The sequence below is a fragment of the Pseudomonas sp. 10(2024) genome (genome assembly GCF_045164175.1).
Classification (GTDB): Bacteria; Pseudomonadota; Gammaproteobacteria; order Pseudomonadales; family Pseudomonadaceae; genus Aquipseudomonas; species Aquipseudomonas alloputida.
Genome location: NZ_CP174006.1, coordinates 5787441 through 5809606, shown reverse-complemented (window position 1 = coordinate 5809606; position 22166 = coordinate 5787441). Strand labels below are relative to the sequence as shown.

Annotated in this window: 22 protein-coding genes and 1 pseudogene; 10 read left to right on the top strand and 13 right to left on the bottom strand. The window is 62.2% G+C overall.

The features are described 5' to 3' along the window. Positions 1-19: 19 nt before the first annotated feature. The 3 genes from spoT to ACI7M0_RS26205 form a co-directional block, all read right to left on the bottom strand. Positions 20-2128: a bifunctional GTP diphosphokinase/guanosine-3',5'-bis pyrophosphate 3'-pyrophosphohydrolase gene (gene spoT / locus ACI7M0_RS26215; protein WP_010955800.1), complete on the bottom strand. Its 2109-nt coding sequence runs from the start codon at positions 2126-2128 to the stop codon at positions 20-22. Between the two features lie 59 nt (positions 2129-2187). Further along, positions 2188-2451 carry a DNA-directed RNA polymerase subunit omega gene (rpoZ, locus tag ACI7M0_RS26210; protein WP_003253383.1) on the bottom strand — a complete coding sequence of 88 codons (264 nt, stop codon included), beginning with the start codon at positions 2449-2451 and terminating at the stop codon, positions 2188-2190. 240 nt (positions 2452-2691) lie between these two features. Further along, a complete protein-coding gene (locus tag ACI7M0_RS26205; protein WP_003253385.1) occupies positions 2692-3564 on the bottom strand; it encodes a LysR family transcriptional regulator in 873 nt (290 codons plus the stop codon). Positions 3565-3769: 205 nt separating this feature from the next. On the opposite strand from ACI7M0_RS26205, the gene ACI7M0_RS26200 reads away from it, so the two are divergent. From ACI7M0_RS26200 to ACI7M0_RS26190, 3 genes are all read left to right on the top strand, one after another. Next, positions 3770-5152: a glutamine synthetase family protein gene (locus ACI7M0_RS26200; protein ID WP_129931877.1), complete on the top strand. Its 1383-nt coding sequence runs from the start codon at positions 3770-3772 to the stop codon at positions 5150-5152. A 4-nt stretch (positions 5153-5156) separates the two neighbouring features. Continuing rightward, a complete protein-coding gene (locus ACI7M0_RS26195) occupies positions 5157-5924 on the top strand; it encodes a gamma-glutamyl-gamma-aminobutyrate hydrolase family protein (RefSeq protein WP_020192234.1) in 768 nt (255 codons plus the stop codon). 119 nt (positions 5925-6043) lie between these two features. After that, positions 6044-7585 carry an APC family permease gene (locus ACI7M0_RS26190; RefSeq protein ID WP_129931878.1) on the top strand — a complete coding sequence of 514 codons (1542 nt, stop codon included), beginning with the start codon at positions 6044-6046 and terminating at the stop codon, positions 7583-7585. A 131-nt stretch (positions 7586-7716) separates the two neighbouring features. Here the strand turns inward: ACI7M0_RS26190 and gmk are convergent, their stop codons facing one another. Next, positions 7717-8337 carry a guanylate kinase gene (gmk, locus tag ACI7M0_RS26185; RefSeq protein ID WP_129931879.1) on the bottom strand — a complete coding sequence of 207 codons (621 nt, stop codon included), beginning with the start codon at positions 8335-8337 and terminating at the stop codon, positions 7717-7719. Positions 8338-8350: 13 nt separating this feature from the next. Beyond that, positions 8351-9214 carry a YicC/YloC family endoribonuclease gene (locus ACI7M0_RS26180; protein ID WP_010955794.1) on the bottom strand — a complete coding sequence of 288 codons (864 nt, stop codon included), beginning with the start codon at positions 9212-9214 and terminating at the stop codon, positions 8351-8353. A 227-nt stretch (positions 9215-9441) separates the two neighbouring features. Between ACI7M0_RS26180 and rph the strand changes: the two genes are divergently transcribed. Together rph and ACI7M0_RS26170 are read left to right on the top strand one after the other, a co-directional pair. Next, complete coding sequence (gene rph, locus ACI7M0_RS26175; RefSeq protein ID WP_003253397.1) at positions 9442-10164, top strand: ribonuclease PH; 723 nt, start codon at positions 9442-9444, stop codon at positions 10162-10164. Positions 10165-10187: 23 nt separating this feature from the next. Then, a complete protein-coding gene (locus tag ACI7M0_RS26170) occupies positions 10188-10556 on the top strand; it encodes a DUF4870 domain-containing protein (protein ID WP_003253399.1) in 369 nt (122 codons plus the stop codon). 33 nt (positions 10557-10589) lie between these two features. On the opposite strand, the gene ACI7M0_RS26165 is transcribed toward ACI7M0_RS26170, so the two are convergent. Next, positions 10590-11369 carry an exodeoxyribonuclease III gene (locus ACI7M0_RS26165; RefSeq protein WP_003253401.1) on the bottom strand — a complete coding sequence of 260 codons (780 nt, stop codon included), beginning with the start codon at positions 11367-11369 and terminating at the stop codon, positions 10590-10592. 80 nt (positions 11370-11449) lie between these two features. Here ACI7M0_RS26165 and pyrE point away from each other — a divergent pair, with 80 nt between their 5' ends. Beyond that, positions 11450-12091, top strand: a complete 642-nt coding sequence (gene pyrE, locus ACI7M0_RS26160) for an orotate phosphoribosyltransferase (RefSeq protein ID WP_003253405.1) — start codon at positions 11450-11452, stop codon at positions 12089-12091. Between the two features lie 159 nt (positions 12092-12250). Here pyrE and argB read toward each other — a convergent pair whose 3' ends face one another. The 4 genes and pseudogenes from argB to coaBC all read right to left on the bottom strand — a co-directional run bounded on the left by argB (position 12251) and on the right by coaBC (position 16371). After that, entirely contained in the window at positions 12251-13156 is a 906-nt protein-coding gene (gene argB / locus ACI7M0_RS26155; protein WP_004575216.1) for an acetylglutamate kinase, read from the bottom strand. Between the two features lie 30 nt (positions 13157-13186). Next, positions 13187-14554, bottom strand: a pseudogene (locus tag ACI7M0_RS26150) (phosphomannomutase/phosphoglucomutase); the annotation flags it as partial. A gap of 144 nt (positions 14555-14698) precedes the next feature. Next, the gene (dut, locus tag ACI7M0_RS26145) at positions 14699-15154 is read right to left on the bottom strand and encodes a dUTP diphosphatase (RefSeq protein ID WP_064493082.1); all 456 of its coding nucleotides are present in this window, start codon (positions 15152-15154) and stop codon (positions 14699-14701) included. 5 nt (positions 15155-15159) lie between these two features. Continuing rightward, positions 15160-16371, bottom strand: a complete 1212-nt coding sequence (gene coaBC / locus ACI7M0_RS26140) for a bifunctional phosphopantothenoylcysteine decarboxylase/phosphopantothenate--cysteine ligase CoaBC (RefSeq protein ID WP_003253409.1) — start codon at positions 16369-16371, stop codon at positions 15160-15162. A gap of 125 nt (positions 16372-16496) precedes the next feature. Between coaBC and radC the strand changes: the two genes are divergently transcribed. After that, complete coding sequence (gene radC / locus ACI7M0_RS26135; protein ID WP_020190327.1) at positions 16497-17177, top strand: DNA repair protein RadC; 681 nt, start codon at positions 16497-16499, stop codon at positions 17175-17177. 134 nt (positions 17178-17311) lie between these two features. On the opposite strand, the gene ACI7M0_RS26130 is transcribed toward radC, so the two are convergent. Beyond that, positions 17312-18901 carry an ABC transporter substrate-binding protein gene (locus tag ACI7M0_RS26130; RefSeq protein ID WP_129931881.1) on the bottom strand — a complete coding sequence of 530 codons (1590 nt, stop codon included), beginning with the start codon at positions 18899-18901 and terminating at the stop codon, positions 17312-17314. 361 nt (positions 18902-19262) lie between these two features. Here ACI7M0_RS26130 and rpmB point away from each other — a divergent pair, with 361 nt between their 5' ends. Then, the gene (gene rpmB, locus ACI7M0_RS26125) at positions 19263-19499 is read left to right on the top strand and encodes a 50S ribosomal protein L28 (RefSeq protein WP_003253504.1); all 237 of its coding nucleotides are present in this window, start codon (positions 19263-19265) and stop codon (positions 19497-19499) included. An 11-nt stretch (positions 19500-19510) separates the two neighbouring features. Then, the gene (gene rpmG / locus ACI7M0_RS26120) at positions 19511-19666 is read left to right on the top strand and encodes a 50S ribosomal protein L33 (protein ID WP_003253507.1); all 156 of its coding nucleotides are present in this window, start codon (positions 19511-19513) and stop codon (positions 19664-19666) included. Between the two features lie 67 nt (positions 19667-19733). Here the strand turns inward: rpmG and ACI7M0_RS26115 are convergent, their stop codons facing one another. Together ACI7M0_RS26115 and ACI7M0_RS26110 are read right to left on the bottom strand one after the other, a co-directional pair. Beyond that, on the bottom strand, positions 19734-19937 hold the full coding sequence (locus tag ACI7M0_RS26115; RefSeq protein WP_064493079.1) for a hypothetical protein: 204 nt from the start codon (positions 19935-19937) through the stop codon (positions 19734-19736). Positions 19938-20020: 83 nt separating this feature from the next. Further along, a complete protein-coding gene (locus ACI7M0_RS26110) occupies positions 20021-20380 on the bottom strand; it encodes a cupin domain-containing protein (RefSeq protein ID WP_003258971.1) in 360 nt (119 codons plus the stop codon). Positions 20381-20576: 196 nt separating this feature from the next. On the opposite strand from ACI7M0_RS26110, the gene ACI7M0_RS26105 reads away from it, so the two are divergent. Further along, positions 20577-22070 (top strand): aldehyde dehydrogenase, encoded by a 1494-nt coding sequence (locus ACI7M0_RS26105; RefSeq protein ID WP_010955785.1) that lies wholly within the window; start codon positions 20577-20579, stop codon positions 22068-22070. Positions 22071-22166 lie beyond the last annotated feature (96 nt).

Sequence of the window (22166 nt, the reverse complement as noted above, 5' to 3'; positions counted from 1 at the left end):
ACTCCTTGCGGTTGGCGGACTACGTACGCATGCGGGTGATGCGGACCACACCGGTCAGGGTACGCAGCTTCTTGATCACACGCGCCAGGTGCACGCGGTCGTGCACGCTGACCACCAGTTGGACCACGCTGATACGGCCGTCGCGTTCGTCCATGCTGATCTTCTCAATGTTGCCGTCGGCGGCGTTGACGCTGCTGGCCAGCAGGGCGATCAGCCCGCGCTGGTGTTCCAGTTCGACACGCAGTTCGACATTGAACTCGCCAGTGATGTCCTTGGCCCAGGAGAGTTGCACGCACTTTTCGGGGTTGTGGCGGATTTCACTGATGTTGCGGCAGTTCTCCAGGTGCACGACCATGCCCTTGCCTGCCGACAGGTGGCCGACAATCGGGTCGCCCGGGATCGGCGTGCAGCACTTGGCGTAGCTGAGCACCAGGCCTTCGGTGCCGCGGATCGCCAGTGGGCCTTCTGGCGCCGGCAGCTGTTCGCCTTCGGCCGACAGCAGGCGGCGCGCGACCACGTAGGCCATGCGGTTGCCCAGGCCGATGTCTTCGAGCAGGTCTTCTATCAGCTCCAGGCGGTACTCGGCGAGAATAGACTGGATGCGTTCCTGGGGGATTTTCTCCAGGCTGCTGTCGAAGCCAGTGAGTACCTTGTTCAGCAGGCGCTCGCCCAGGCTGATGGACTCCGAGCGGCGCTGTTGCTTGAGCGCGTGGCGGATATTCGTGCGTGCCTTGCCCGAGACCACAAAGTTGAGCCAGGCCGGGTTTGGCCGAGCGCCCGGGGCGCTGACGATTTCCACTGTCGAGCCGCTTTGGAGCGGTTCGGACAGCGGCGCCAGGCGGCGGTTGATGCGGCACGCGATGCAACTGTTGCCGACGTCGGTGTGCACCGCGTAGGCGAAGTCGACGGCCGTGGAGCCTTTGGGCAACTCCATGATCCGGCCTTTGGGCGTGAACACGTAGACCTCGTCCGGGAACAGGTCGATCTTCACGCTCTCGATGAATTCCAGGGAGTTGCCGGCACGTTGCTGCAGTTCAAGGATACCCTTGACCCACTGACGGGCGCGCGCGTGGCTGCCCTTGGGCTGCTCGTCGTCGTTTGATTTGTACAGCCAGTGCGCGGCGATGCCGTTGTTGGCCATCTCTTCCATTTCGCGGGTGCGGATCTGGATTTCGATGGGCACGCCGTGCATGCCGAACAGGGTGGTGTGCAACGACTGGTAGCCGTTGGCCTTGGGGATCGCGATGTAATCCTTGAAGCGTCCGGGCAGCGGCTTGTACAGGTTGTGTACGGCGCCGAGCACGCGGTAACAGGTGTCAACCTTGTCGACGATGATGCGGAAGGCATACACGTCCATGATCTCGTTGAAGGCACGGCGCTTGCCGCGCATCTTCTTGTAGATGCCATAGAGGTGTTTCTGCCGACCGCTGACCTCGCCCTCGATGCCGTCGGCGGCCAGGCAGTTGGCCAGCGAGTGCTCGATCTTGGCGACGATCTCTTTGCGGTTGCCGCGCGCGCTCTTCACTGCACGATGAATCAGCGACGAGCGCATCGGGTGCATGGCCTTGAAGCCAAGGTCTTCGAACTCTACGCGCACGGTGTGCATCCCCAGGCGGTTGGCGATGGGGGCGTAGATCTCGAGGGTTTCCTTGGCGATGCGCCGGCGTTTTTCGCCAGACAGCACTTCCAGGGTGCGCATGTTGTGCAGGCGGTCGGCCAGCTTGACCAGGATCACGCGGATATCGCGGGCCATGGCCATGGCCATCTTCTGGAAGTTTTCCGCCTGCGCCTCGGCCTTGGTCTCGAAATTCATCTGGGTCAGCTTGCTGACCCCATCGACCAGTTCGGCCACGGTCTCGCCAAACTGCTGGCTGAGAGCTTCCTTGGCGATGCCGGTGTCTTCGATTACATCATGCAGCATGGCCGCCATCAGGCTTTGATGGTCCATGTGCATGTCGGCGAGGATGCTGGCTACGGCCAGCGGGTGGGTCACGTAGGGCTCGCCGCTGCGGCGGCGTTGCCCATCGTGGGCCTGTTCGGCGTAGAAATAGGCACGCCGAACCAGGTTGACCTGTTCGGGGCCAAGATAGGTCGAAAGCCGTTCGGCCAAGGCTTCTATACCCGGCATGGGTTCACCTCCTGCCGAGGAAGAGGGCCTTGCGCCGTACGACGTCGACCTGGCATCAATCAGACAGCCTCGTTGTTCTCGTCCTCGAACGCGGCGAACACCGGATCCTCGGTGACGATCTCTTCAGCGGCGATGAACTCGTTGGTGACGATGCCTTCGGCAATTTCACGCAGGGCAACAACGGTTGGCTTGTCGTTTTCCCACGCAACGCGTGGCTCTTTGCCGCCGGTCGCCAGCTGGCGAGCGCGCTTGGTCGAGAGCATGACCAGCTCAAAGCGGTTATCCACGTGTTCCAGGCAGTCTTCAACAGTTACGCGGGCCATGGTCTTCCTCAGTAGCAATTGCGGTGGGCGTGCAGCCCATTAATGGGCAGGCGGACTCGATAGTATAAAAATTCACCAGCCAATAGGGAAGCGCTGTTTTGCCGGGCGGTAGCTGCAAACCCTGCGCTGCCTTCTTCGCGGGTGAACCCGCTCCTACAGGGGCCGCGTAGCTTGTAGCGGCGGGTTTACCCGCGAAAGGGCCGGAACAGACACCCTCAGTGCATGAGCCTGACGATAACCTCAGAGCATCGCGTCACGCAACCGCGGGGTCAGCTCTTCGAACAAGGTTTGCACCGAGCGCAACGCCCGGCAATCCGGCCGGGTCAGCAACCACAACTGAGTGTCGCAGCCGGGCAGGGGGCCGCTGAGTGCATCCACCCCGGGCAGCGCATGCACCATGTAGTCCGGCAGTGCTGCCACGCCCAGGCCGGCCATTACCAACTGGGCGATGGTCGACATGCTGCTGCACTGGTAGCGCGGGCTCAGGCCCGGGTGTTGCTGGTTGCGCCAGACCACCGTAGGGTGGTCCTGCATCGAGTCGTCTGGTGCGATCCACGGCACGCTGGCGGGGGACTCGCTCAGGCGCTCGCGCCACTGTGGCTGGCCGCAGACCACATAGGAGGTCGAACCCAGGTTGCGGCCCACCAGGTGCTCCGGTGGCGTATTGGTCAGGCGCAGGGCGATGTCGGCGTCGCGCCGGCTGAGGTTGGCGAAGGTGTTGGAGGTGCCCATCTCCAGCGACAAGGCCGGGTAGTTGGACATGAACTCGGCCAGTGCGGGCAGCAACAGGCTGTGCATCACCGCCTCTGTGCAGGTCAGGCGCACCGTGCCGCTGACCACTTGCTCGCCACTGGTCATGGCAATGCGCGCTGCTTCCAGCGCCTGCTCGGCACGTTCGGCCTGCTCGGCCAAGGCCTGGGCGGTGTCAGTCGGCAGATAGCCCTTTCGGCTCTTGACGAACAAGGCGGTGCCCAGCGCCGACTCCAATCGGCGGATCGAGCGGAACACGGTCGAAACGTCGACTTTGAGCAGTTCGGCGGCTTTGGCCAGCGAGCGGCCACGTTCCAGTGCCAGGACCAGAGAGAGGTCTGCGTGGGTTATCTGATATTGCATTGATGCACGCTCTGCTTGCCAAATTGCCAATGTCTGTTGCGTCTGGGCCATTTTATAGTGAAACGGCCCCCCGGAATCAATGCGCCCGGTCGGGTAACCAGTCCCCACGATGGGAAAGTGAAAACAACAACAGCTGCAACCATCGTCGCCCGTGAGGCGCCAGCCGTATCCCCACATCGCCGCAGCACATCAAAGGATGTACACCATGACGTCGGTAACCCCGTGCGCCAGTTCTTCCAGCGAGATGAATGACTTCCTCCAGGCCCATCCGGACACGCAGTACGTAGACCTGCTGATCTCCGACATGAATGGCGTGGTACGTGGCAAGCGCATCGAGCGGGCCAGCCTGCACAAGGTGTACGAGAAGGGCATCAACCTGCCCGCATCGCTGTTCGCCCTTGATATCAACGGTTCCACTGTCGAAAGCACCGGCCTTGGCCTGGACATCGGCGACGCCGACCGCATCTGCTTCCCGATCCCCGGCACGCTGTCGGACGAGCCGTGGCAAAAGCGCCCCACCGCCCAGCTGCTGATGACCATGCACGAGCTGGATGGCCAGCCGTTCTTCGCCGACCCGCGTGAAGTGCTGCGCCAGGTGGTGAGCAAGTTCGACGACCTGGGCCTGACTATCTGCGCCGCGTTCGAACTGGAGTTCTACCTGATCGACCAGGACAACCTCAACGGCCGCCCGCAGCCGCCGCGCTCGCCGATCTCCGGCAAGCGCCCGCAGTCGACCCAGGTGTACCTGATCGACGACCTCGACGAGTACGCTGACTGCTTGCAGGACATGCTCGAAGCTGCCAAGGAACAGGGCCTGCCCGCCGACGCCATCGTCAAGGAAAGCGCCCCGGCGCAGTTCGAGGTCAACTTGCACCACGTGGCGGATCCGCTGAAGGCCTGCGATTACGCGATCCTGCTCAAGCGCCTGATCAAGAACATCGCCTACGACCATGAAATGGACACCACCTTCATGGCCAAGCCCTACCCGGGCCAGGCAGGCAACGGCCTGCATGTGCACATTTCATTGCTGGACAAGAAAACCGGCAAGAACATCTTCGCCAGTGACGATCCGCTGCAAAGCGATACGCTGCGCCACGCCATCGGTGGCGTGTTGGAAACCATGCCGGCGTCGATGGCCTTCCTGTGCCCCAACATCAACTCCTACCGCCGCTTCGGTGCGCAGTTCTACGTGCCCAATGCGCCGAGCTGGGGCCTGGACAACCGCACCGTGGCCGTACGCGTGCCCACCGACAGCAGCGAAAACGTGCGCCTTGAGCACCGTGTAGCCGGCGCCGATGCCAACCCGTACCTGATGCTCGCGGCGATCCTTGCCGGCGTTCACCATGGCCTGACCAACAAGGTCGAGCCCGAGGCGCCGATCGAAGGCAACTCCTACGAGCAGCTGGAGCAAAGCCTGCCGAACAACCTGCGCGATGCCCTGCGCGCGCTGGATGACAGCGAAGTCCTCAACCAATACATCAGCCCGGACTACATCGATATCTTCGTGGCCTGCAAGGAAAGCGAACTGGCCGAGTTCGAAGTGTCGATTTCCGATCTCGAGTACAACTGGTACCTGCACACGGTGTAAGCCCATGAGCGCAAATGCGGTCCCTTTGATCGGTGTCAGCGCCTGCCGTCAGCAGGTAGGGAAGAACTCCTCGCACACGGTCGGCGACAAGTATGTCGAGGCGGCCGGCTTTGCCGGCTTGCCACTGATCTTGCCGGCCCGTGATGGCGGCAGCGACACGCAAGCGCTGCTGGCTCGCCTGCACGGCATTGTTTTTACCGGCTCGCCTTCAAATATCGAGCCGCATCATTACAATGGCGCCCCCAGTGTGGCGGGTACCCGGCATGATCTGGCGCGTGATCGCCTGACCCTGCCGCTGCTGCAGGCAGCCATTGCCGTCGGTGTGCCCGTATTCTGCATCTGCCGAGGCTACCAGGAGCTGAACGTGGCCCTTGGCGGCAGCCTGCACCAGCGTGTGCAGGAGCTGCCTGGCTACCTTGACCACCGCGAACCTGAGGATGCCCCCCTGGAGGTGCAATACAGCCCTCGCCACTCGGTCAGTATCGAGCCTGGCGGGTTGTTCGAGCGCCTGGGCCTGGCGGCGCAGTTCGAGGTCAATTCGCTGCACAGCCAGGGCATCGACCGTCTGGCCCCGGGCCTGCGCGTCGAGGCACGGGCCCCGGATGGCCTGATCGAGGCAGTGTCCATGCCTGCGGCGCCGGGCTTTGTGCTTGGGGTGCAGTGGCACCCGGAGTGGCGCTTCAACGAAAACCCGGTCTCGCTGCGCCTGTTTCAGGCGTTTCGCGAGGCCTGCAATGCCTACGCAGCACGGGAGGGCTTACGGCAGGAATGATTCTGACGTCAGCCGAAGGTCTCGGATGACTCGTCCCCGATAGCAAGCTTTCAATGAGTGAAAGCGAGCCTTGTACCCAAGGCTTGTTAAAACAATTCCAAAATTTACGGCAAATACTCATGAGCAATTACACAGAAGCCGGCCGCCCACCCGATGTGGCGGCCGACGCGGGCAACACTCAGCGCAGCAAAGGCCTGGCCAAGGGCCGCTTGGGGCTGCTGGCCAGCGTGGTGCTGGGCATTTCCACCATCGCCCCGGTCTATACCCTGACCGGCGCCCTTGGCCCTACCGTGCGTGAGGTGGGCGCCCACCTGCCGGCCGTGTTCATCGTGGGCTTCTTGCCGATGCTGCTGGTGGCCCTGGGCTATCGCGAGCTGAACTCGGCGGAGCCTGACAGCGGTACTTCGTTTACCTGGTCGGCGCGTGCATTCGGCCCGATGATCGGCTGGATCGGCGGCTGGGGACTGGTGGTTGCCACCACGATCGTGCTGTCGAACCTGGCAGGTGTGGCGGTGGATTTCTTCTACCTGTTCCTTGGCCAGATCACCGGCAAGCATGAGCTGGCAGCGTTGGCCGACAACCTGTTGATCAATATCGTTACCTGCTGCGTGTTCATTGGCCTGGCAGTGTGGATTTGCTGTCGGGGTATCGCCACCACAATGACCGTGCAGTACGGCTTGGTGGCCCTGCAGCTGCTGGTGTTGATCGGCTTTGCGTTCGCCGCTTTCGGCGGCACTACCGCGCCGCCACCGCTGGCCTTCGATTTCGCCTGGTTCAACCCGTTCGGTGTCGAGTCGTTCTCGGCCTTTGCCGCTGGCCTGTCACTGTCGATCTTCATCTTCTGGGGCTGGGACACTTGCCTGACCGTCAGTGAAGAATCGGTGGGCAGCGAAGAGGTGCCGGGCAAGGCCGCTACCTGGACCGTGATGTTGATCCTGGGCCTGTACCTGTTCACCGCCATCGCCACCCTGCAGTTTGCCGGTATCAGTGAAACGGGTCTGGGCCTGAACAACCCGCGCATCCAGGAGAACGTTTTTGCCCACCTGGCCGGCCCGGTCATGGGGCCGCTGGCGATCCTGATGTCCATCGCCGTGCTGGCCAGTACGGCGGCGTCGCTGCAGTCCACCTTCGTGGCGCCGGCGCGCACCCTGTTGGCCATGGGTTATTACGGTGCGGTACCGCAGAAGTTCGCCAGCGTCTGCCCGCGCTCGCAAACGCCGCGCTATGCCACCATCTGCGCCGGCGTGGCCGCAGGCCTGTTCTACGTGACCATGCGTACGCTGAGCGAGAACGTACTGGCAGATACCATCACTGCACTGGGCATGATGATCTGCTTCTACTATTCGCTGACCGCGTTTGCCTGCGTCTGGTATTTCCGCGACAGCCTGTTTGACAGCCTGCGCCACTTCATCATGCGCGGCCTGTGCCCGCTGGTGGGTGGGGTGATCTTGTCGGTGATCTTCGTGCGTACCGCCATCGACAGTGCTTCGCCGGACTTTGGCAGCGGCTCGCATGTGGGCGGGCTGGGGCTGGTGTTCGTGATTGCCGCGATCATCTCGGTGCTTGGCATCGGCCTGATGATGCTGTCGCGCATGCGTGCGCCGGCGTACTTCCTCGGGGCTACCCTGCGTCAGCAGGCTACCTTGCCGCTGCAGGACTAAACCATTGGGGCCGCTCAGCGGCCCTTCGCGGGCACGCCCGCTCCCACAGGTGCGGCACAAGCCTCAAGGCAGTGATCAATCCGTGGGAGCGGGCGTGCCCGCGAAGGGCTGCAATGCAGCCCCATCGATCTTCAGCCGATCATTTGCTTGAGCAATGCCGCATGACGCTGCTGCTGCTTCTTTAGCAGCAGCCGATTCGAGCGGAACACTGCTTTCAAGTCTGCCAGCGCCGTGTCGAAATCATCATTGATGATCACGTAGTCATACTCGTCGTAGTGCACCATCTCGCTGACCGCTTCCTTCATGCGCCCGGCAATGATCTCTTCGCTGTCCTGCCCGCGTCCGTCCAGGCGGTGGCGAAGCGCCTCCTGGCTTGGAGGCAGGATGAACACCGACAGCGCCTGTGGCATCAGCTTGCGCACTTGCTGTGCACCTTGCCAGTCGATTTCCAGAATAAGGTCGTAGCCCTGTTCCAGGGTCTGCTGCAGCGCGCTGCGTGAAGTGCCGTAGAAGTTGCCGAACACTTCGGCATGCTCCAGAAAGTCACCTTGCGCGATCAGCGCCTTGAATTCCTCGTGGACGACGAAGTGATAGTTCACCCCGTGCTGCTCGCCCGGGCGCATGGCGCGGGTGGTGTGCGAGACCGAGACGCGGATCTGCTGGTCGTCTTTGGTCAGGGCGGTGACCAGGCTGGTCTTGCCGGCACCCGAGGGGGCCGAAACGATGTAGAGGGTGCCGCTGCTGTGGTTCATGGTCGGGGTGGCCTTACTCGATGTTCTGTACTTGTTCACGCATCTGTTCGATCAATACCTTCAGGTTGACCGCCGCTTGCGTGCTGCGTGGGTCGAAGGCCTTGGAGCCGAGGGTGTTGGCTTCGCGGTTGAGTTCCTGCATCAGGAAGTCCAGGCGTCGGCCTGCGGCGCCGCCACCCTTGAGCACGCGGCGCACTTCGGTGACGTGGGTGCTGAGGCGGTCGAGTTCCTCTGCCACGTCGCTTTTCTGGGCCAGCAGTACCATCTCCTGCTCCAGGCGCTGTGGGTCCAGTTCGGCTTGCATGTCGCCGAAGCGGTCGAGAATCTTCTGCCGCTGCGCCGCCAGCATCTGCGGCACCAGGGCGCGCAGGGTAGTGACTTCGCTGGCCATGTTGTCCAGGCGTTCGTTGATCAGCCGGGCCAGTTCCTGGCCTTCGCGCTGGCGCCCGGCCTTGAGTTCGGCCAGCGCTTCGTCGAACAGCGCCATGGCTTCGGCGTTCAGTGCCTGGGGGTCGCTGGTGTCGGCCACCAGCACGCCTGGCCATGACAGCACTTCCAGCGGGTTCAGGGGGGCCGGCTGCTTGATCAGGCCAGCCACTTCCTCGGCGGCGGCAACCAGTTGCGCGGCGCGCTCATGGTCCACTTTCAGCGGTTTGCCATTGCTGTCTTCGTTGAGGCGCAAGGTGCATTCCACCTTGCCGCGTGACAGGCCCTGGCGCAGGCCTTCACGTACACCGCCTTCGAGGTCGCGCAGGGCCTCGGGCAGGCGCAGGTGCGGCTCCAGATAACGGTGGTTGACCGAACGCAGCTCCCAGACCAGGGTGCCTTGGCTGCCGGCGCGCTCGACACGAGCAAAAGCGGTCATGCTGTGCACCATGGGGAGTACCTCGCGTAATGAATGAACGGTGGGAGCCTCTCGGCTGCAAGGCGCAGGATTGTAGCGCAGTGTCGCCGTGGCGCCCAATCCGCCTATGTTACTGACGGGTGGCTACTGCGGTAGGAAAAGGCGACGGGCTGTGCCGGGCGCGACAATAGGCATGTCTTCCCCGGGCTGCGGGCTCTATAATGCTCGGCAGATTCAAAGTCCCAGTACAGGTATCCCAGATGAAACGTCCAAGTGGTCGCGTTGCCGATCAGCTCCGCTCGATCCGCATCACCCGCAACTACACCAAGCACGCCGAAGGGTCGGTACTGGTCGAGTTCGGTGACACCAAAGTCATCTGCACGGTCAGCGTTGAAAACGGTGTACCGCGCTTCCTCAAAGGCCAGGGCCAAGGCTGGCTGACCGCCGAGTATGGCATGCTGCCGCGCTCCACCGGCGAACGTAACCAGCGCGAAGCCAGCCGTGGCAAGCAGGGTGGCCGCACCCTGGAAATCCAGCGCCTGATCGGCCGTTCGCTGCGCGCCGCGCTGGACATGAGCAAGCTCGGTGACATCACCCTGTACGTCGATTGCGACGTGATTCAGGCCGATGGTGGTACCCGTACCGCGTCCATCACCGGCGCCATGGTTGCCTTGTGCGACGCTTTGGCAGTGATCAAGAAGCGCGGCGGCCTCAAGGGCGGCAACCCGCTCAAGCACATGATCGCTGCCGTGTCGGTAGGCATGTACCAGGGTGAAGCGGTGCTCGACCTGGACTACCTGGAAGACTCCGCAGCCGAAACCGACCTGAATGTGGTCATGACCAGCGCTGGTGGTTTCATCGAAGTGCAGGGTACTGCCGAAGGCGCACCGTTCCAGCCGGAAGATTTCAACGCCATGCTCGCTTTGGCGCAGAAGGGCATGAACGAGATTTTCGAACTGCAGCAGGCAGCACTGGCTGACTGAAACCAGCCAAGGAGGTGCGGGGCATGAGCGATTCGAACCTGTCGATCACCCCGCCCAATGCCGAAATCCGGCAATGGGCGATGTTCTGCCACCTCTCCGCGCTGTTGGGCCTGGTAGTGCCGCTTGGGCACCTGCTGGGCCCGCTGGTGCTATGGCACCTCAAGCGCGAGCAAGACCCTTTTATCGACGCCCAGGGCAAAGAGGCGCTGAACTTTCAGATCAGCGTGACCATTGCCGGGTTCATCTGCTTCCTGCTGATGTTCGTGTTTATCGGGCTGGTGCTGTTTGCCATGCTCACGGTGGCAGTGATGATATTGATCATCATTGCGGCGGTGCGGGCGAATGAGGGCAAGCCTTATCGCTACCCGATGATCTGGCGGCCGATCAAATAACCATTGGGGCTGCAACGCAGCCCCAATGGCCTTTTAGATGGTCAGCGTCCAGTCATAGTCGACGATCAGCGGCGCATGCTGGGAGAAGCGTGGCTGACGCGGCAGGCGAGCGTTGCGCACGAAGCGGCGCAGGCCCGGGGTCAGGATCTGGTAGTCGAACCGATACCCCAGGTTGAGCATCTCGGCCTGCTCGTTGTCCGGCCACCAGCTGTACTGGTCGCCTTCACGGCTGACTTCGCGCAAGGCATCGACATACCCCATCTCGCCAGTGATGGCATCCATCCAGGCGCGTTCTGGCGCCAGGAAGCCCGGCGACTGCTGGCTGTCACGCCAATTCTTGATGTCGAGCTTCTGCTGCGCCACGTAGAACGAGCCGCAATAGATGTATTCGCGACGCTTGCGACGCTGCTTGTCCAGGTACTTGGCGAAGTCGTCCATCAACTTGAATTTCTGGTTCAAGTCTTCGTCGCCGTTCATGCCCGAAGGCAGCAGCAGGCTGGCAATACTGACTTTGTCGAAATCTGCTTGCAGGTAACGCCCGTAGCGGTCGGCTGTCTCGAAGCCCAGGCCGGTGATGACTGCCTTGGGCTGCATGCGCGAGTAAAGGGCCACACCACCTTGGGCAGGCACCTCCGCGTCGCAGGCATAAAGGAAATAGCCATCGAGCTGGAAAGCTGGGTCGTCGAGTTCAAAGGCCGAGGCGCGGGTATCCTGAAGGCAGATGACGTCGGCATTCTGGGCTTGCAGCCAGCTGAGCAAACCACGCTCGGCCGCAGCCTGAATGCCATTTACGTTCACACTGATGATCCGCATAAATGGCCCCAAAAATCTCGTGCGTGTATGATACCCGAGCTCAACCCATTTAGCTAAATCCGTGGTGTCCGGGACTATTCATGCAGCCGTATCAGCGCGACTTTATCCGTTTTGCCATCGATCGCGGGGTACTGCGTTTCGGTGAATTCACCCTGAAATCGGGGCGTACCAGCCCGTATTTCTTCAATGCCGGCTTGTTCAACACCGGCTCCGCACTGGCTGAGCTGGGGCGTTGCTACGCCGCCGCCATCGTCGACAGCAAGATCCCGTTCGATGTGCTGTTCGGCCCGGCCTACAAGGGTATCCCTTTGGCGGCGACTACCGCCGTGGCCCTTGCCGACCAGCATCAGCTGGACGTGCCATGGTGCTTCAACCGCAAGGAAGCCAAGGACCATGGCGAAGGTGGCAGCCTGGTCGGCGCGCCGCTGGCCGGTGACGTGCTGATCATCGACGACGTGATTACTGCCGGTACCGCCATTCGTGAGGTCATGCAGATCATCAACGCCCAGCAGGCCAAGGCCGCTGGTGTACTGATCGCGCTGAACCGTGAAGAGCGCGGCAATGGCGAACTGTCGGCGATCCAGGAAGTGGAACGCGACTTCGGTATCCCGGTGGTCAGCATTGTTTCGCTGACCCAGGTGCTGGAGTTCCTGGCTGACGATCCACAGCTGAAACAGCATCTGCCGGCTGTCGAGGCCTACCGGGCGCAGTACGGGATCTGATCCTGGCCCAGGAATGAAAAAGGCGACCTTCTTCAGAGGGTCGCCTTTTTTTGTGCCGCCTGATCTGGCCCTTTCGCGGGTAAACCCGCTCCTACATGGGGATTTCCTTTGTAGGAGCGGGTTTACCCGCGAAGAGGCCAGTGCAGGCTAACCGATCAATCAGCGCGGCTTGCGGTTGGTAATCAGGGTGCCCACGCCGCTGTCGGTGAAGATCTCCAGCAGCACTGCATTCGGCACGCGGCCATCGATGATGTGCGAGCTGTTCACGCCGCCCTGCACCGCATCCAGCGCGCACTTGATCTTCGGCAGCATGCCGCCATAAATGGTGCCGTCAGCGATCAGTTCGTTGACCTGCTCGGTGGTCAGGCCAGTCAGCACCTGACCCTGTTTGTCCATCAGGCCGGCGATGTTGGTCAGCAGCATCAGCTTCTCGGCCTTCAGCGCTTCGGCCACCTTGCCCGCCACCAGGTCGGCGTTGATGTTGTACGACTCGCCGTTGGCACCCACGCCGATTGGCGCGATGACAGGGATGAAGTCGCCCTTCACCAGCATGTTCAACAGGTCGGTGTTCACGCTCACCACTTCGCCCACGTGGCCGATGTCGATGATTTCCGGAGTGGTCATCTCAGGCGTCTGGCGGCTGACAGTCAGCTTGCGGGCGCGAATCAGCTCCGCGTCCTTGCCGGTCAGGCCGATGGCGCTGCCGCCGTGGCGGTTGATCAGGTTGACGATGTCCTTGTTGACCTGGCCGCCCAGCACCATCTCCACAACGTCCATGGTCGCCGAATCGGTGACGCGCATGCCGTCGATGAAGTGGCTTTCGATCGACAGGCGCTTGAGCAGGTCACCGATCTGCGGGCCACCGCCGTGGACTACCACCGGGTTGATGCCCACAGCCTTCATCAGCACGATGTCACGGGCGAAGCCCGTCTTGAGCTCCTCGCTCTCCATCGCGTTGCCGCCGTACTTGATCACCAGGGTCTTGCCGACAAAGCGGCGAATGTAAGGCAGTGCTTCGGACAAAACCTCGGCTACATGGGAAGCGGCATCGCGATCGAGGGTCATGCAGGGCTCCTGTAAGGAACAGATAGTCGGTCAGAACGGCAGTTGCAGCTCAGGCTCTACCCGCAGCAACTGGGTGCGGAAAACATCCTTGATACGTTGCAATTCGGCGTCGCTGTCGGCCTCGAAACGCAGCACCAGCACCGGGGTGGTGTTGGAGGCGCGAACCAGGCCCCAGCCGTTGGCGTAGTCGACCCGCACACCGTCGATGGTGGTCAGGTTGGCTTCGCCCCAGTCGGCGTCGCGTTGCAGTGCATCAATGATGCTGAATTTACCCTCGTCGGTCACATCAATATTGATTTCCGGCGTGGAAATGTCGTTCGGGAAGGCGGCAAACAGGTTTTCGGCGCTCTGCTCGGTCTTGCTGAGGATCTCCAGCAGGCGCGCGGCGCTATAGATACCGTCGTCAAAACCGTACCAGCGTTCCTTGATGAAGATGTGACCGCTCATCTCGCCTGCCAGCAGCGAACCGGTCTGCTTCATTTTCTTCTTGATCAGCGAATGGCCGGTTTTCCACATCAAGGCGCGGCCACCGTGCTGTTCGACCAACGGGGTCAGGCGGCGGGTGCATTTGACGTCGAAGATGATCTCGGCGCCCGGGTTGCGCGACAGCACGTCCTGGGCAAACAGCATCAGCAGGCGGTCGGGGTAGACGATGCTGCCGGTGTTGGTCACCACGCCGACGCGGTCGCCGTCACCGTCGAAGGCCAGACCGATATCGGCACCGGTTTCCTTGACCTTGGCGATCAGGTCCTCGAGGTTTTCCGGCTTGCCCGGGTCCGGGTGGTGGTTGGGGAAGTTGCCGTCGACCTCGCAGAACAGCGGGATCACTTCGCAGCCCAGGGCTTCGATCAGTTGCGGTGCAACCACGCCAGCGGCGCCGTTGCCGCAGTCCACCACCACCTTCAGCTTTTTCGCCAGCTTCACGTCGCCGACGATCTGCTTGAAGTAGCGGTCGAGGATCTCGACCTTTTCCACGCGGCCTTGGGCCAGGGTCAGGTCGTTGGTTTTCAGGCGGGTCAGCAGGGCCTGGATCTGTTCGTTGGCCAGGGTGTCACCGGCGATGACGATCTTGAAACCGTTGTAGTCCGACGGGTTGTGGCTGCCGGTCAGCATCACACCGGACTTGCCGGCCAGCACGTTGGCTGCGTAGTACAGCGCCGGGGTAGGCACCAGGCCGACGTCGCTGACGTGGCAGCCCGCATCGACCAGGCCTTTGATCAGCTGTTCCACCAGCATCGGGCCCGACAGGCGGCCATCGCGCCCTACCGAAACCTGCGGTTCGCCCTGGGCCAGGCTTTGCGCGCCGATGGCGCGGCCGATCCAGTAGGCGGTTTCGGCGTGAAGGGTCTTGCCGACCACGCCGCGGATGTCATATGCGCGGAAAATGCTGTCGGGCAATGCGGCGGGGACCAGGTGGGCCATGTCGTTCATCTCTGGAAGCTCCATTAGTCAAAGGCTTTCTGGGCAGGCGCAAACTGAACGCTTGGACGGTGGTTTCGCCAGAGAGTTCGCCATCCTTGGCCTGAACGGTCATTTGCCGGCTCAGTGGCTGCCGGAGTGACCGAAGCCGCCAGCGCCACGCTGGCTTTCGTCGAACGCTTCGACGATTTCGAAGTGAGCCTGCACCACCGGCACCAGCACCAGCTGGGCGATGCGCTCGCCAACCGCGATGGTGAACGGTGTGTTGCCGCGGTTCCAGCACGACACCATCAGTTCGCCCTGGTAGTCCGAATCGATCAGGCCGACCAGGTTGCCCAGCACGATGCCGTGCTTATGGCCCAGGCCCGAGCGCGGCAGGATGACTGCCGCCAGGCCCGGGTCGCCGATGTAGATCGACAGGCCGGTAGGAATCAGGATGGTCTGGCCCGGTTCGAGGATGGTGTCTTCCTTGAGCAGGGCGCGCAGGTCGAGGCCGGCGGAGCCGGGGGTAGCGTATGCGGGTAGCGGGAATTCGCTGCCCAGGCGTGGGTCGAGGATCTTGGCTTGAAGAGCGTGCATGTAACTTATTGAACCTGGTTGAGCCGTTCGGCGATGAAGGCGACCAGTTGCCGGGCGATCTTGCCCTTGCTGGTCTGCGCGAAGAGGGTCTGGTGCTGCTGGCGGTCGATCACGGTCAAGGCGTTTTCTTCGCTGTTGAAGCCGATGCTGGGGTTGGCCACATCATTGGCGACAATCAGGTCGAGGTTCTTGTCCTTGAGCTTGCGCGTGGCGTAATCGAGCAGGTGCTCGGTTTCGGCGGCAAAGCCGACGCTGAACGGGCGGTCGGCGCGGCCAGCAATGGTGGCAAGGATATCGGGATTACGCACCATCTGCAGCAGCATGCCGTCGCCGGTCGTAGGATCTTTCTTCAGTTTTTGTGTGGCAACCACTTCGGGGCGGTAGTCCGCAACCGCTGCCGAGGCGATGAACAGGTCGCACGGCATGGCCGCTTCACAGGCTGCGAGCATGTCCCGCGCGCTGACGACGTCGATGCGGCTGACCCGGTCAGGGGTTGGCAAGTGCACAGGGCCTGTGACGAGGGTCACCCGAGCCCCTGCTTCGGCGGCCGCTTCGGCCAGGGCGAAGCCCATCTTGCCGGAGCTATGATTGGTGATGTAGCGCACCGGGTCGATGTTTTCCTGGGTCGGCCCGGCGGTGATCAGCACGTGCTTGCCGGTCAGTGCCTGGCGCTTGAAGCTTTCCGCGGCGCACCAGGCCAGGTCGGTGGCTTCGAGCATGCGCCCCAGGCCGACGTCGCCACAGGCCTGGCTGCCGGATGCCGGGCCGAACACCTGAATGCCACGGCTCTTGAGCAGCTCGAGGTTGGCTTGGGTGGCCGGGTCACGCCACATGGCCTGGTTCATCGCCGGCGCCACGGCGACGGTGGCGTCAGTGGCCAGCACCAGCGTGGTCAGCAGGTCGTCTGCCATGCCCTGGGCCATGCGTGCCATGAGGTCGGCGGTGGCTGGGGCGATCAGCACCAGGTCCGCCCACTTGGCCAGTTCGATATGGCCCATGGCTGCTTCGGCGGCCGGGTCGAGCAGGTCCATGTGTACGGGGTGGCCCGACAGCGCCTGCAGGGTCAGCGGGGTGATGAATTCTGCACCACCCCGGGTCATGACGACGCGCACCTGCGCGCCGTGCTCCAGGAGACGGCGAATCAGCTCGGCGCTTTTGTAGGCGGCAATGCCGCCACCCACGCCGAGAACGATGCGCTTGCGATACAGCCGCTGCATAGGCTTGCCTTTTTCCAGTGAGAGCGGGCGACGACGTTTGAAATGCCTGCGGCGGAACGTCGCATGTACGAGGCGAAATAGATTAACACAGGGCCGAAATGGGCCGCAGCAAAGGCAGGGGTGGAATGAACATCAGGGAGTGGCCGGCGGAAGAACGGCCTAGGGAGAAGTTGTTGCAGCGAGGGGCAGGGAGCCTGACAGATACGGAGCTGCTGGCCGTTTTTCTCGGCTCAGGCGTACGTGGGCGTAATGTCGTGGAGCTTTCGCGAGGCTTGTTGGTGAAGTTCGGCAGCTTGCGCCGGTTGCTGGAGGCTGACCGCGAGGCCTTCGTCGGCGAGCTTGGGTTGGGCCCGGTGAGGTACAGCCAGCTGCAGGCACTGCTTGAGATCGGCCGCAGGCACCTTGCAACGTCGATTGAGCGGGAGTCTGCCATGGACAGCCCGGCAGCGGTGCGACGCTACTTGAAAGCCATGCTCAGGCATGAGGCCAGCGAGGTGTTCGGGTGTCTGTTTCTCGATACCAAGCACCGGCCACTGGCATTTGAGATCCTGTTCAGGGGCACGATAGATCGGGCGAGTGTCTATCCGCGAGAGGTGGTGCGGCGGGCGTTGGTGCACAACGCTGCGGCATTGATCCTGTGCCACAACCATCCTTCAGGGATCAGTGAACCGAGTCAGGACGATGTGCATTTGACCCTGTCGTTGAAGCGGGGATTGGCGTTGATCGACGTGCGGGTGCTGGACCACATCATCATCGGTGACGGGGAGCCATTGTCGATGGTCGAGCATGGGTGGATTGTGGCCTGAGGGAGTACTGAGAGCCTTATAGGGTCAGTACGGGCCCTTTCGCGGGTAAACCCGCTCCTACAGGGGTAGCGTCAACTGCCAGGCTGGCGCTGTCCTGTAGGAGCGGGTTTACCCGCGAAGAGGCCGGTACAGGCTTACTTGGTCACCGTCACCTTGCTGAAATCCAGCCGCCCGAACGGGCTCACCTGGTACCCCTCGACGCCTTGGCGCAGCAAGGTCGCCGCCGTTGGGTGCGCCAGTGGCACCCACAGCGCCTGCTGCTGGATCAGTGTCTGCGCCTGCTGGTACAGCCGGCTGCGCACGCTCTGGTCGTTGGTGGTGCGCCCGGCGCTGATCAGCTGGTCGAGGCGGCTGTCGCAGAAGCGTGCGAAGTTGGTCCCTGACTCGACCGCCGCACAGGAAAACTGCGGGCTGAGGAAGTTGTCCGGGTCGCCGTTGTCGCCCGCCCAGCCCATGAACAGCAAGTCATGCTCGCCGGCCTTGGCGCGGCGGATAAGCTCGCCCCATTCGATCACGCGGATCTCCGCTTTAACGCCAATCTTCGCCAGGTCGGCTTGCAGCATCTGCGCGCCAAGGCTGGGGTTGGGGTTGAGCAGGCTACCCGAGGGCCGGGTCCAGATGGTGGTACTGAAGCCTTCGGCCAGGCCGGCCTTGGCCAGCAGGGCCTTGGCTTTCTTCAGGTCCAGCGGGTAGCCGGGCAGGTCCTTGGCGTAGCTCCAGGTATTGGGCGGGTAGGGGCCATTGGCAGCCACCGCAGAGTCTTCGAACACGGCCTTGAGGTAGGCTTGCTTGTCGAAGGCCAGGTTGATCGCCTGACGCACTTCCGGCTTGTCCAGCGGCGGGTGCTGGCTGTTGATGGCGACGAAGGCAGTCATGAATGCCGGGGTGGTGGCCACCTTGAGGTTACCGTCCTGGCCCGCTTCGGCAATGTCCAACGGCTTGGGCGACAGGGCAACCTGGCACTCGCCACGCTTGAGCTTCTGCAGGCGCACGTTGGCATCGGTGGTGATGGCGAAGATCAGCGGGTCGACCGCCGGCTTGCCGGCGAAGTAGTCCGGGTTGGCGCGGTAGCGCACCACGGCGTCTTTCTGGAAACGCTGGAACACGAACGGCCCGGTGCCGATCGGTTGGTTGTTGAGCTTCTCCGGCGTACCGGCCTTGAGCAGCTTGTCGGCGTATTCGGCGGAGTAGATCGAGGCGAAGCCCATGCTCAGGGTGGCCAGGAAGGTGGCGTCCGGGTGGCTGAGGGTGAAGCGCACGGTGTTCGGCGACGGTGCCTCGATCGCTTTGATCAGGCTGCCCAGCTGTAGCGATTGGGCATGCGGGTAGCCGCCCGGCGCAGTCTTGTGCCAGGCATGGGCCGGGTAGAGCATGCGCTGGAAGCTGAACAGCACGTCGTCGGCATTCAGCTTGCGGCTTGGCTTGAAGTAGGGGGTGCTGTGAAACTTGACGTCATCGCGCAGGGTGAAGTCATACACCAGGCCGTCGGCCGATACCGTCCAGCTGGTCGCCAGGCTCGGCACCACCTTGCCTTGTGCCGCATCGAACTCCACCAGGCGGTTCATCAGCACGTCGGCGGTGGCGTTGGTGGTGGTGAGCGAATTGTACTGCACCACGTCGAAGCCTTCGGGGCTGGCCTCGCTGCAAACGCTCAGCGGAGCGGCCTGGGCAGCGCCAGCGGCGAACAGGGTGGTGAACAATAAGGAAAGTGCGGCGACACGCATGGTGGCTCCTTGGCTGTCAGTGGCCCATCTGCCAGTGCAGTCTGGAAAAGGCTTACCCTAGTGCGCCCGCCGGCAAATGACCACACCCTTTTTTGCAAATCTTGCGACGAGCGGTCGACGACTGGCGGGGCCTGCCGCTATGCTGGCCCGGCGCGTTCTGGCTAGCGGTAATGTGCATCTACTGTTGTTGCAGCCAAGTCTTTCTGGTATAAAGCAGCGCTCTTTTCTAGGGGCTCGGCCTGTCGCATAAGCGGATCCGGTCGATAAGGCCTCCAGAATCACGGCGCCCAGGCGCCAAAGACTGAGAGATTAAGCGGCCAACCCATGCCGGGTTGGGCATGTGGTTTTAGAGGGCTGAGTCATGTCGAGAGTCTGTCAAGTTACTGGTAAGGGTCCAGTAACCGGGAACAACATTTCCCACGCAAACAACAAAACCCGTCGTCGTTTCCTGCCGAACCTGCAGCACCACCGTTTCTGGGTTGAATCCGAGAAGCGTTTCGTGCGTCTGCGCGTTTCCGCCAAAGGCATGCGTATCATCGACAAGCGCGGCATCGACGCCGTTCTGGTTGACATCCGTAAAGCTGGCGCCAAGGTTTAAGGGAGAGCATCATGCGTGAATTGATCCGTCTGGTTTCGAGTGCCGGTACCGGCCACTTCTACACCACCGACAAGAACAAGCGCACCACCCCGGACAAAATCGAGATCAAGAAATATGATCCGGTTGTTCGCAAGCACGTGGTGTACAAGGAAGCCAAGATCAAGTAATTGATCGGCGACCTGAAAAAAACCCGCATCCGAAAGGAAGCGGGTTTTTTTTTAGCTGCTGTCAGGGTCAGTTGAAGCTGAAGCTCTGGATCATCAGGTCGGCGTCGGCCTTGATCTGGATGCGCGCGGCGTCGTAGTCGCGGGTGGATATCTCGTTGGGGCCAACAACGCGAGCGCGCCCGGTGAGGGCGCGGATGGTTTCTTTCAGCTCCGGCACGTAGCGGGTGCCGACCAGGTGGGCGAGGGTTTGCAGAACTTCTTCGTTGGTCATGCTGATTTTCCTTGTGAGGCTGAATGGCCCGAAACGGGCAGGGTCATCCTCACGCATGCCTGCAAACTCCCTGCGCTACATAGTTATTTCTGCTCGAACATCACATAGATCTTGCGGCACGGCTCCAGCACCTCCCAAGTGCCTTTGAAGCCGGCGGGGATGACGAACCGATCGCCGGCACGCAGGGTTTTCGCCCCACCGTCCTGGTCGCGCAGCACCGAAACGCCCTGAACGATCTCGCAGTATTCGTGCTCGGTGTAGTTCACTGTCCACTGACCCACCTCACCTTCCCATACGCCAGCGGCAAACTGCCCGCACGGGCTGGAATAGTGGTTGTAGACCGCCTGGTCCGGCTCGCCCTTGAGGATTTTCTCTGCAGCCGGGCGGTAGCGTTCGGCCTCGGTGATGACCTGCGCGAAGTCGATGATGCTATCAATACTCATGGTTCGGCTCCTGTTGTTGTTTAATAAAATTAACATCAGTAGGCTTTTGAGCCTCTCGTGTCAAATATATTGATAGTTTACACCGGCTGGTTTAGGGTATCGCTTGCCAGTGTGCGCGTGGCGCCCGGCCAGAATTCTGACAACGCCTGTGAGTCCTCAGTGCGGCGTTGCACCTAAACAAGAGGAGGAGTTTCGTATGACCACCCTGACCCGTGCGGACTGGGAACAACGTGCCCAGCAACTGAAGATCGAAGGCCGTGCCTTCATCAACGGCGAATACACCGATGCCGTATCCGGTGAAACCTTCGAGTGCCTGAGCCCGGTCGACGGACGCTTCCTGGCCAAGGTTGCCAGCTGCGACCTGGCCGATGCCAACCGCGCTGTTGAAAACGCCCGTGCCACCTTCAACTCCGGCGTGTGGTCGCAGCTGGCCCCCGCCAAGCGCAAGGCCAAGCTGATCCGCTTCGCCGACCTGCTGCGCAAGAACGTTGAAGAGCTGGCGCTGTTGGAAACGCTGGACATGGGCAAGCCGATCGGCGACTCCTCCAGCATCGACATCCCAGGTGCGGCCCAAGCCATTCACTGGACTGCCGAAGCCATCGACAAGGTCTACGACGAAGTTGCCCCGACCCCGCATGACCAGCTTGGCCTGGTTACCCGCGAACCCGTGGGTGTGGTTGGTGCCATCGTGCCGTGGAACTTCCCGCTGCTGATGGCCTGCTGGAAACTCGGCCCTGCACTGGCCACCGGTAACTCGGTCGTGCTCAAACCGTCCGAAAAATCGCCGCTGACTGCCATCCGCATCGCCCAACTGGCGATCGAAGCCGGTATCCCGGCTGGCGTGCTGAACGTGCTGCCAGGCTATGGCCACACCGTGGGCAAGGCACTGGCCCTGCACATGGACGTGGACACCCTGGTGTTCACCGGGTCGACCAAGATCGCCAAGCAGCTGATGGTTTACGCGGGCGAATCGAACATGAAACGCATCTGGCTGGAAGCCGGTGGCAAGAGCCCGAACATCGTCTTTGCCGACGCCCCGGACCTGCAAGCAGCCGCCGAGGCCGCCGCCAGCGCCATCGCCTTCAACCAGGGCGAAGTGTGCACTGCAGGTTCCCGCCTGCTGGTCGAGCGTTCGATCAAGGACAAGTTCCTGCCGATGGTGGTAGAGGCCCTGAAGGGCTGGAAGCCAGGCAACCCGCTGGACCCGCAGACCACTGTCGGTGCCTTGGTCGATACCCAGCAGATGAACACCGTGCTGTCGTACATCGAGGCTGGCCACAAGGACGGCGCCAAGCTGCTGGCCGGCGGCAAGCGCACCTTGGAAGAGACCGGCGGCACCTACGTCGAGCCGACCATCTTCGACGGCGTGACTAACGCCATGCGCATTGCCCAGGAAGAAATCTTCGGCCCGGTGCTGTCGGTGATTGCATTCGACACCGCCGAAGAAGCCGTGGCCATTGCCAACGACACCCCGTATGGCTTGGCCGCTGGTATCTGGACTTCGGACATTTCCAAAGCCCACAAGACCGCCCGTGCCGTGCGTGCAGGCAGCGTCTGGGTCAACCAGTACGATGGTGGCGACATGACCGCGCCGTTCGGTGGCTTCAAACAGTCGGGCAACGGCCGTGACAAGTCGCTGCACGCACTGGAGAAGTACACCGAGCTGAAGGCGACCTGGATCAAGCTGTAACCCGGTAGGTCCTTTTCGCGGGCAAGCCCGCTCCTGCAGGTCTTCGCGACCGTTGCAGGAGCGGGCTTGCCCGCAAATGGGCCCCTGGAAATATTG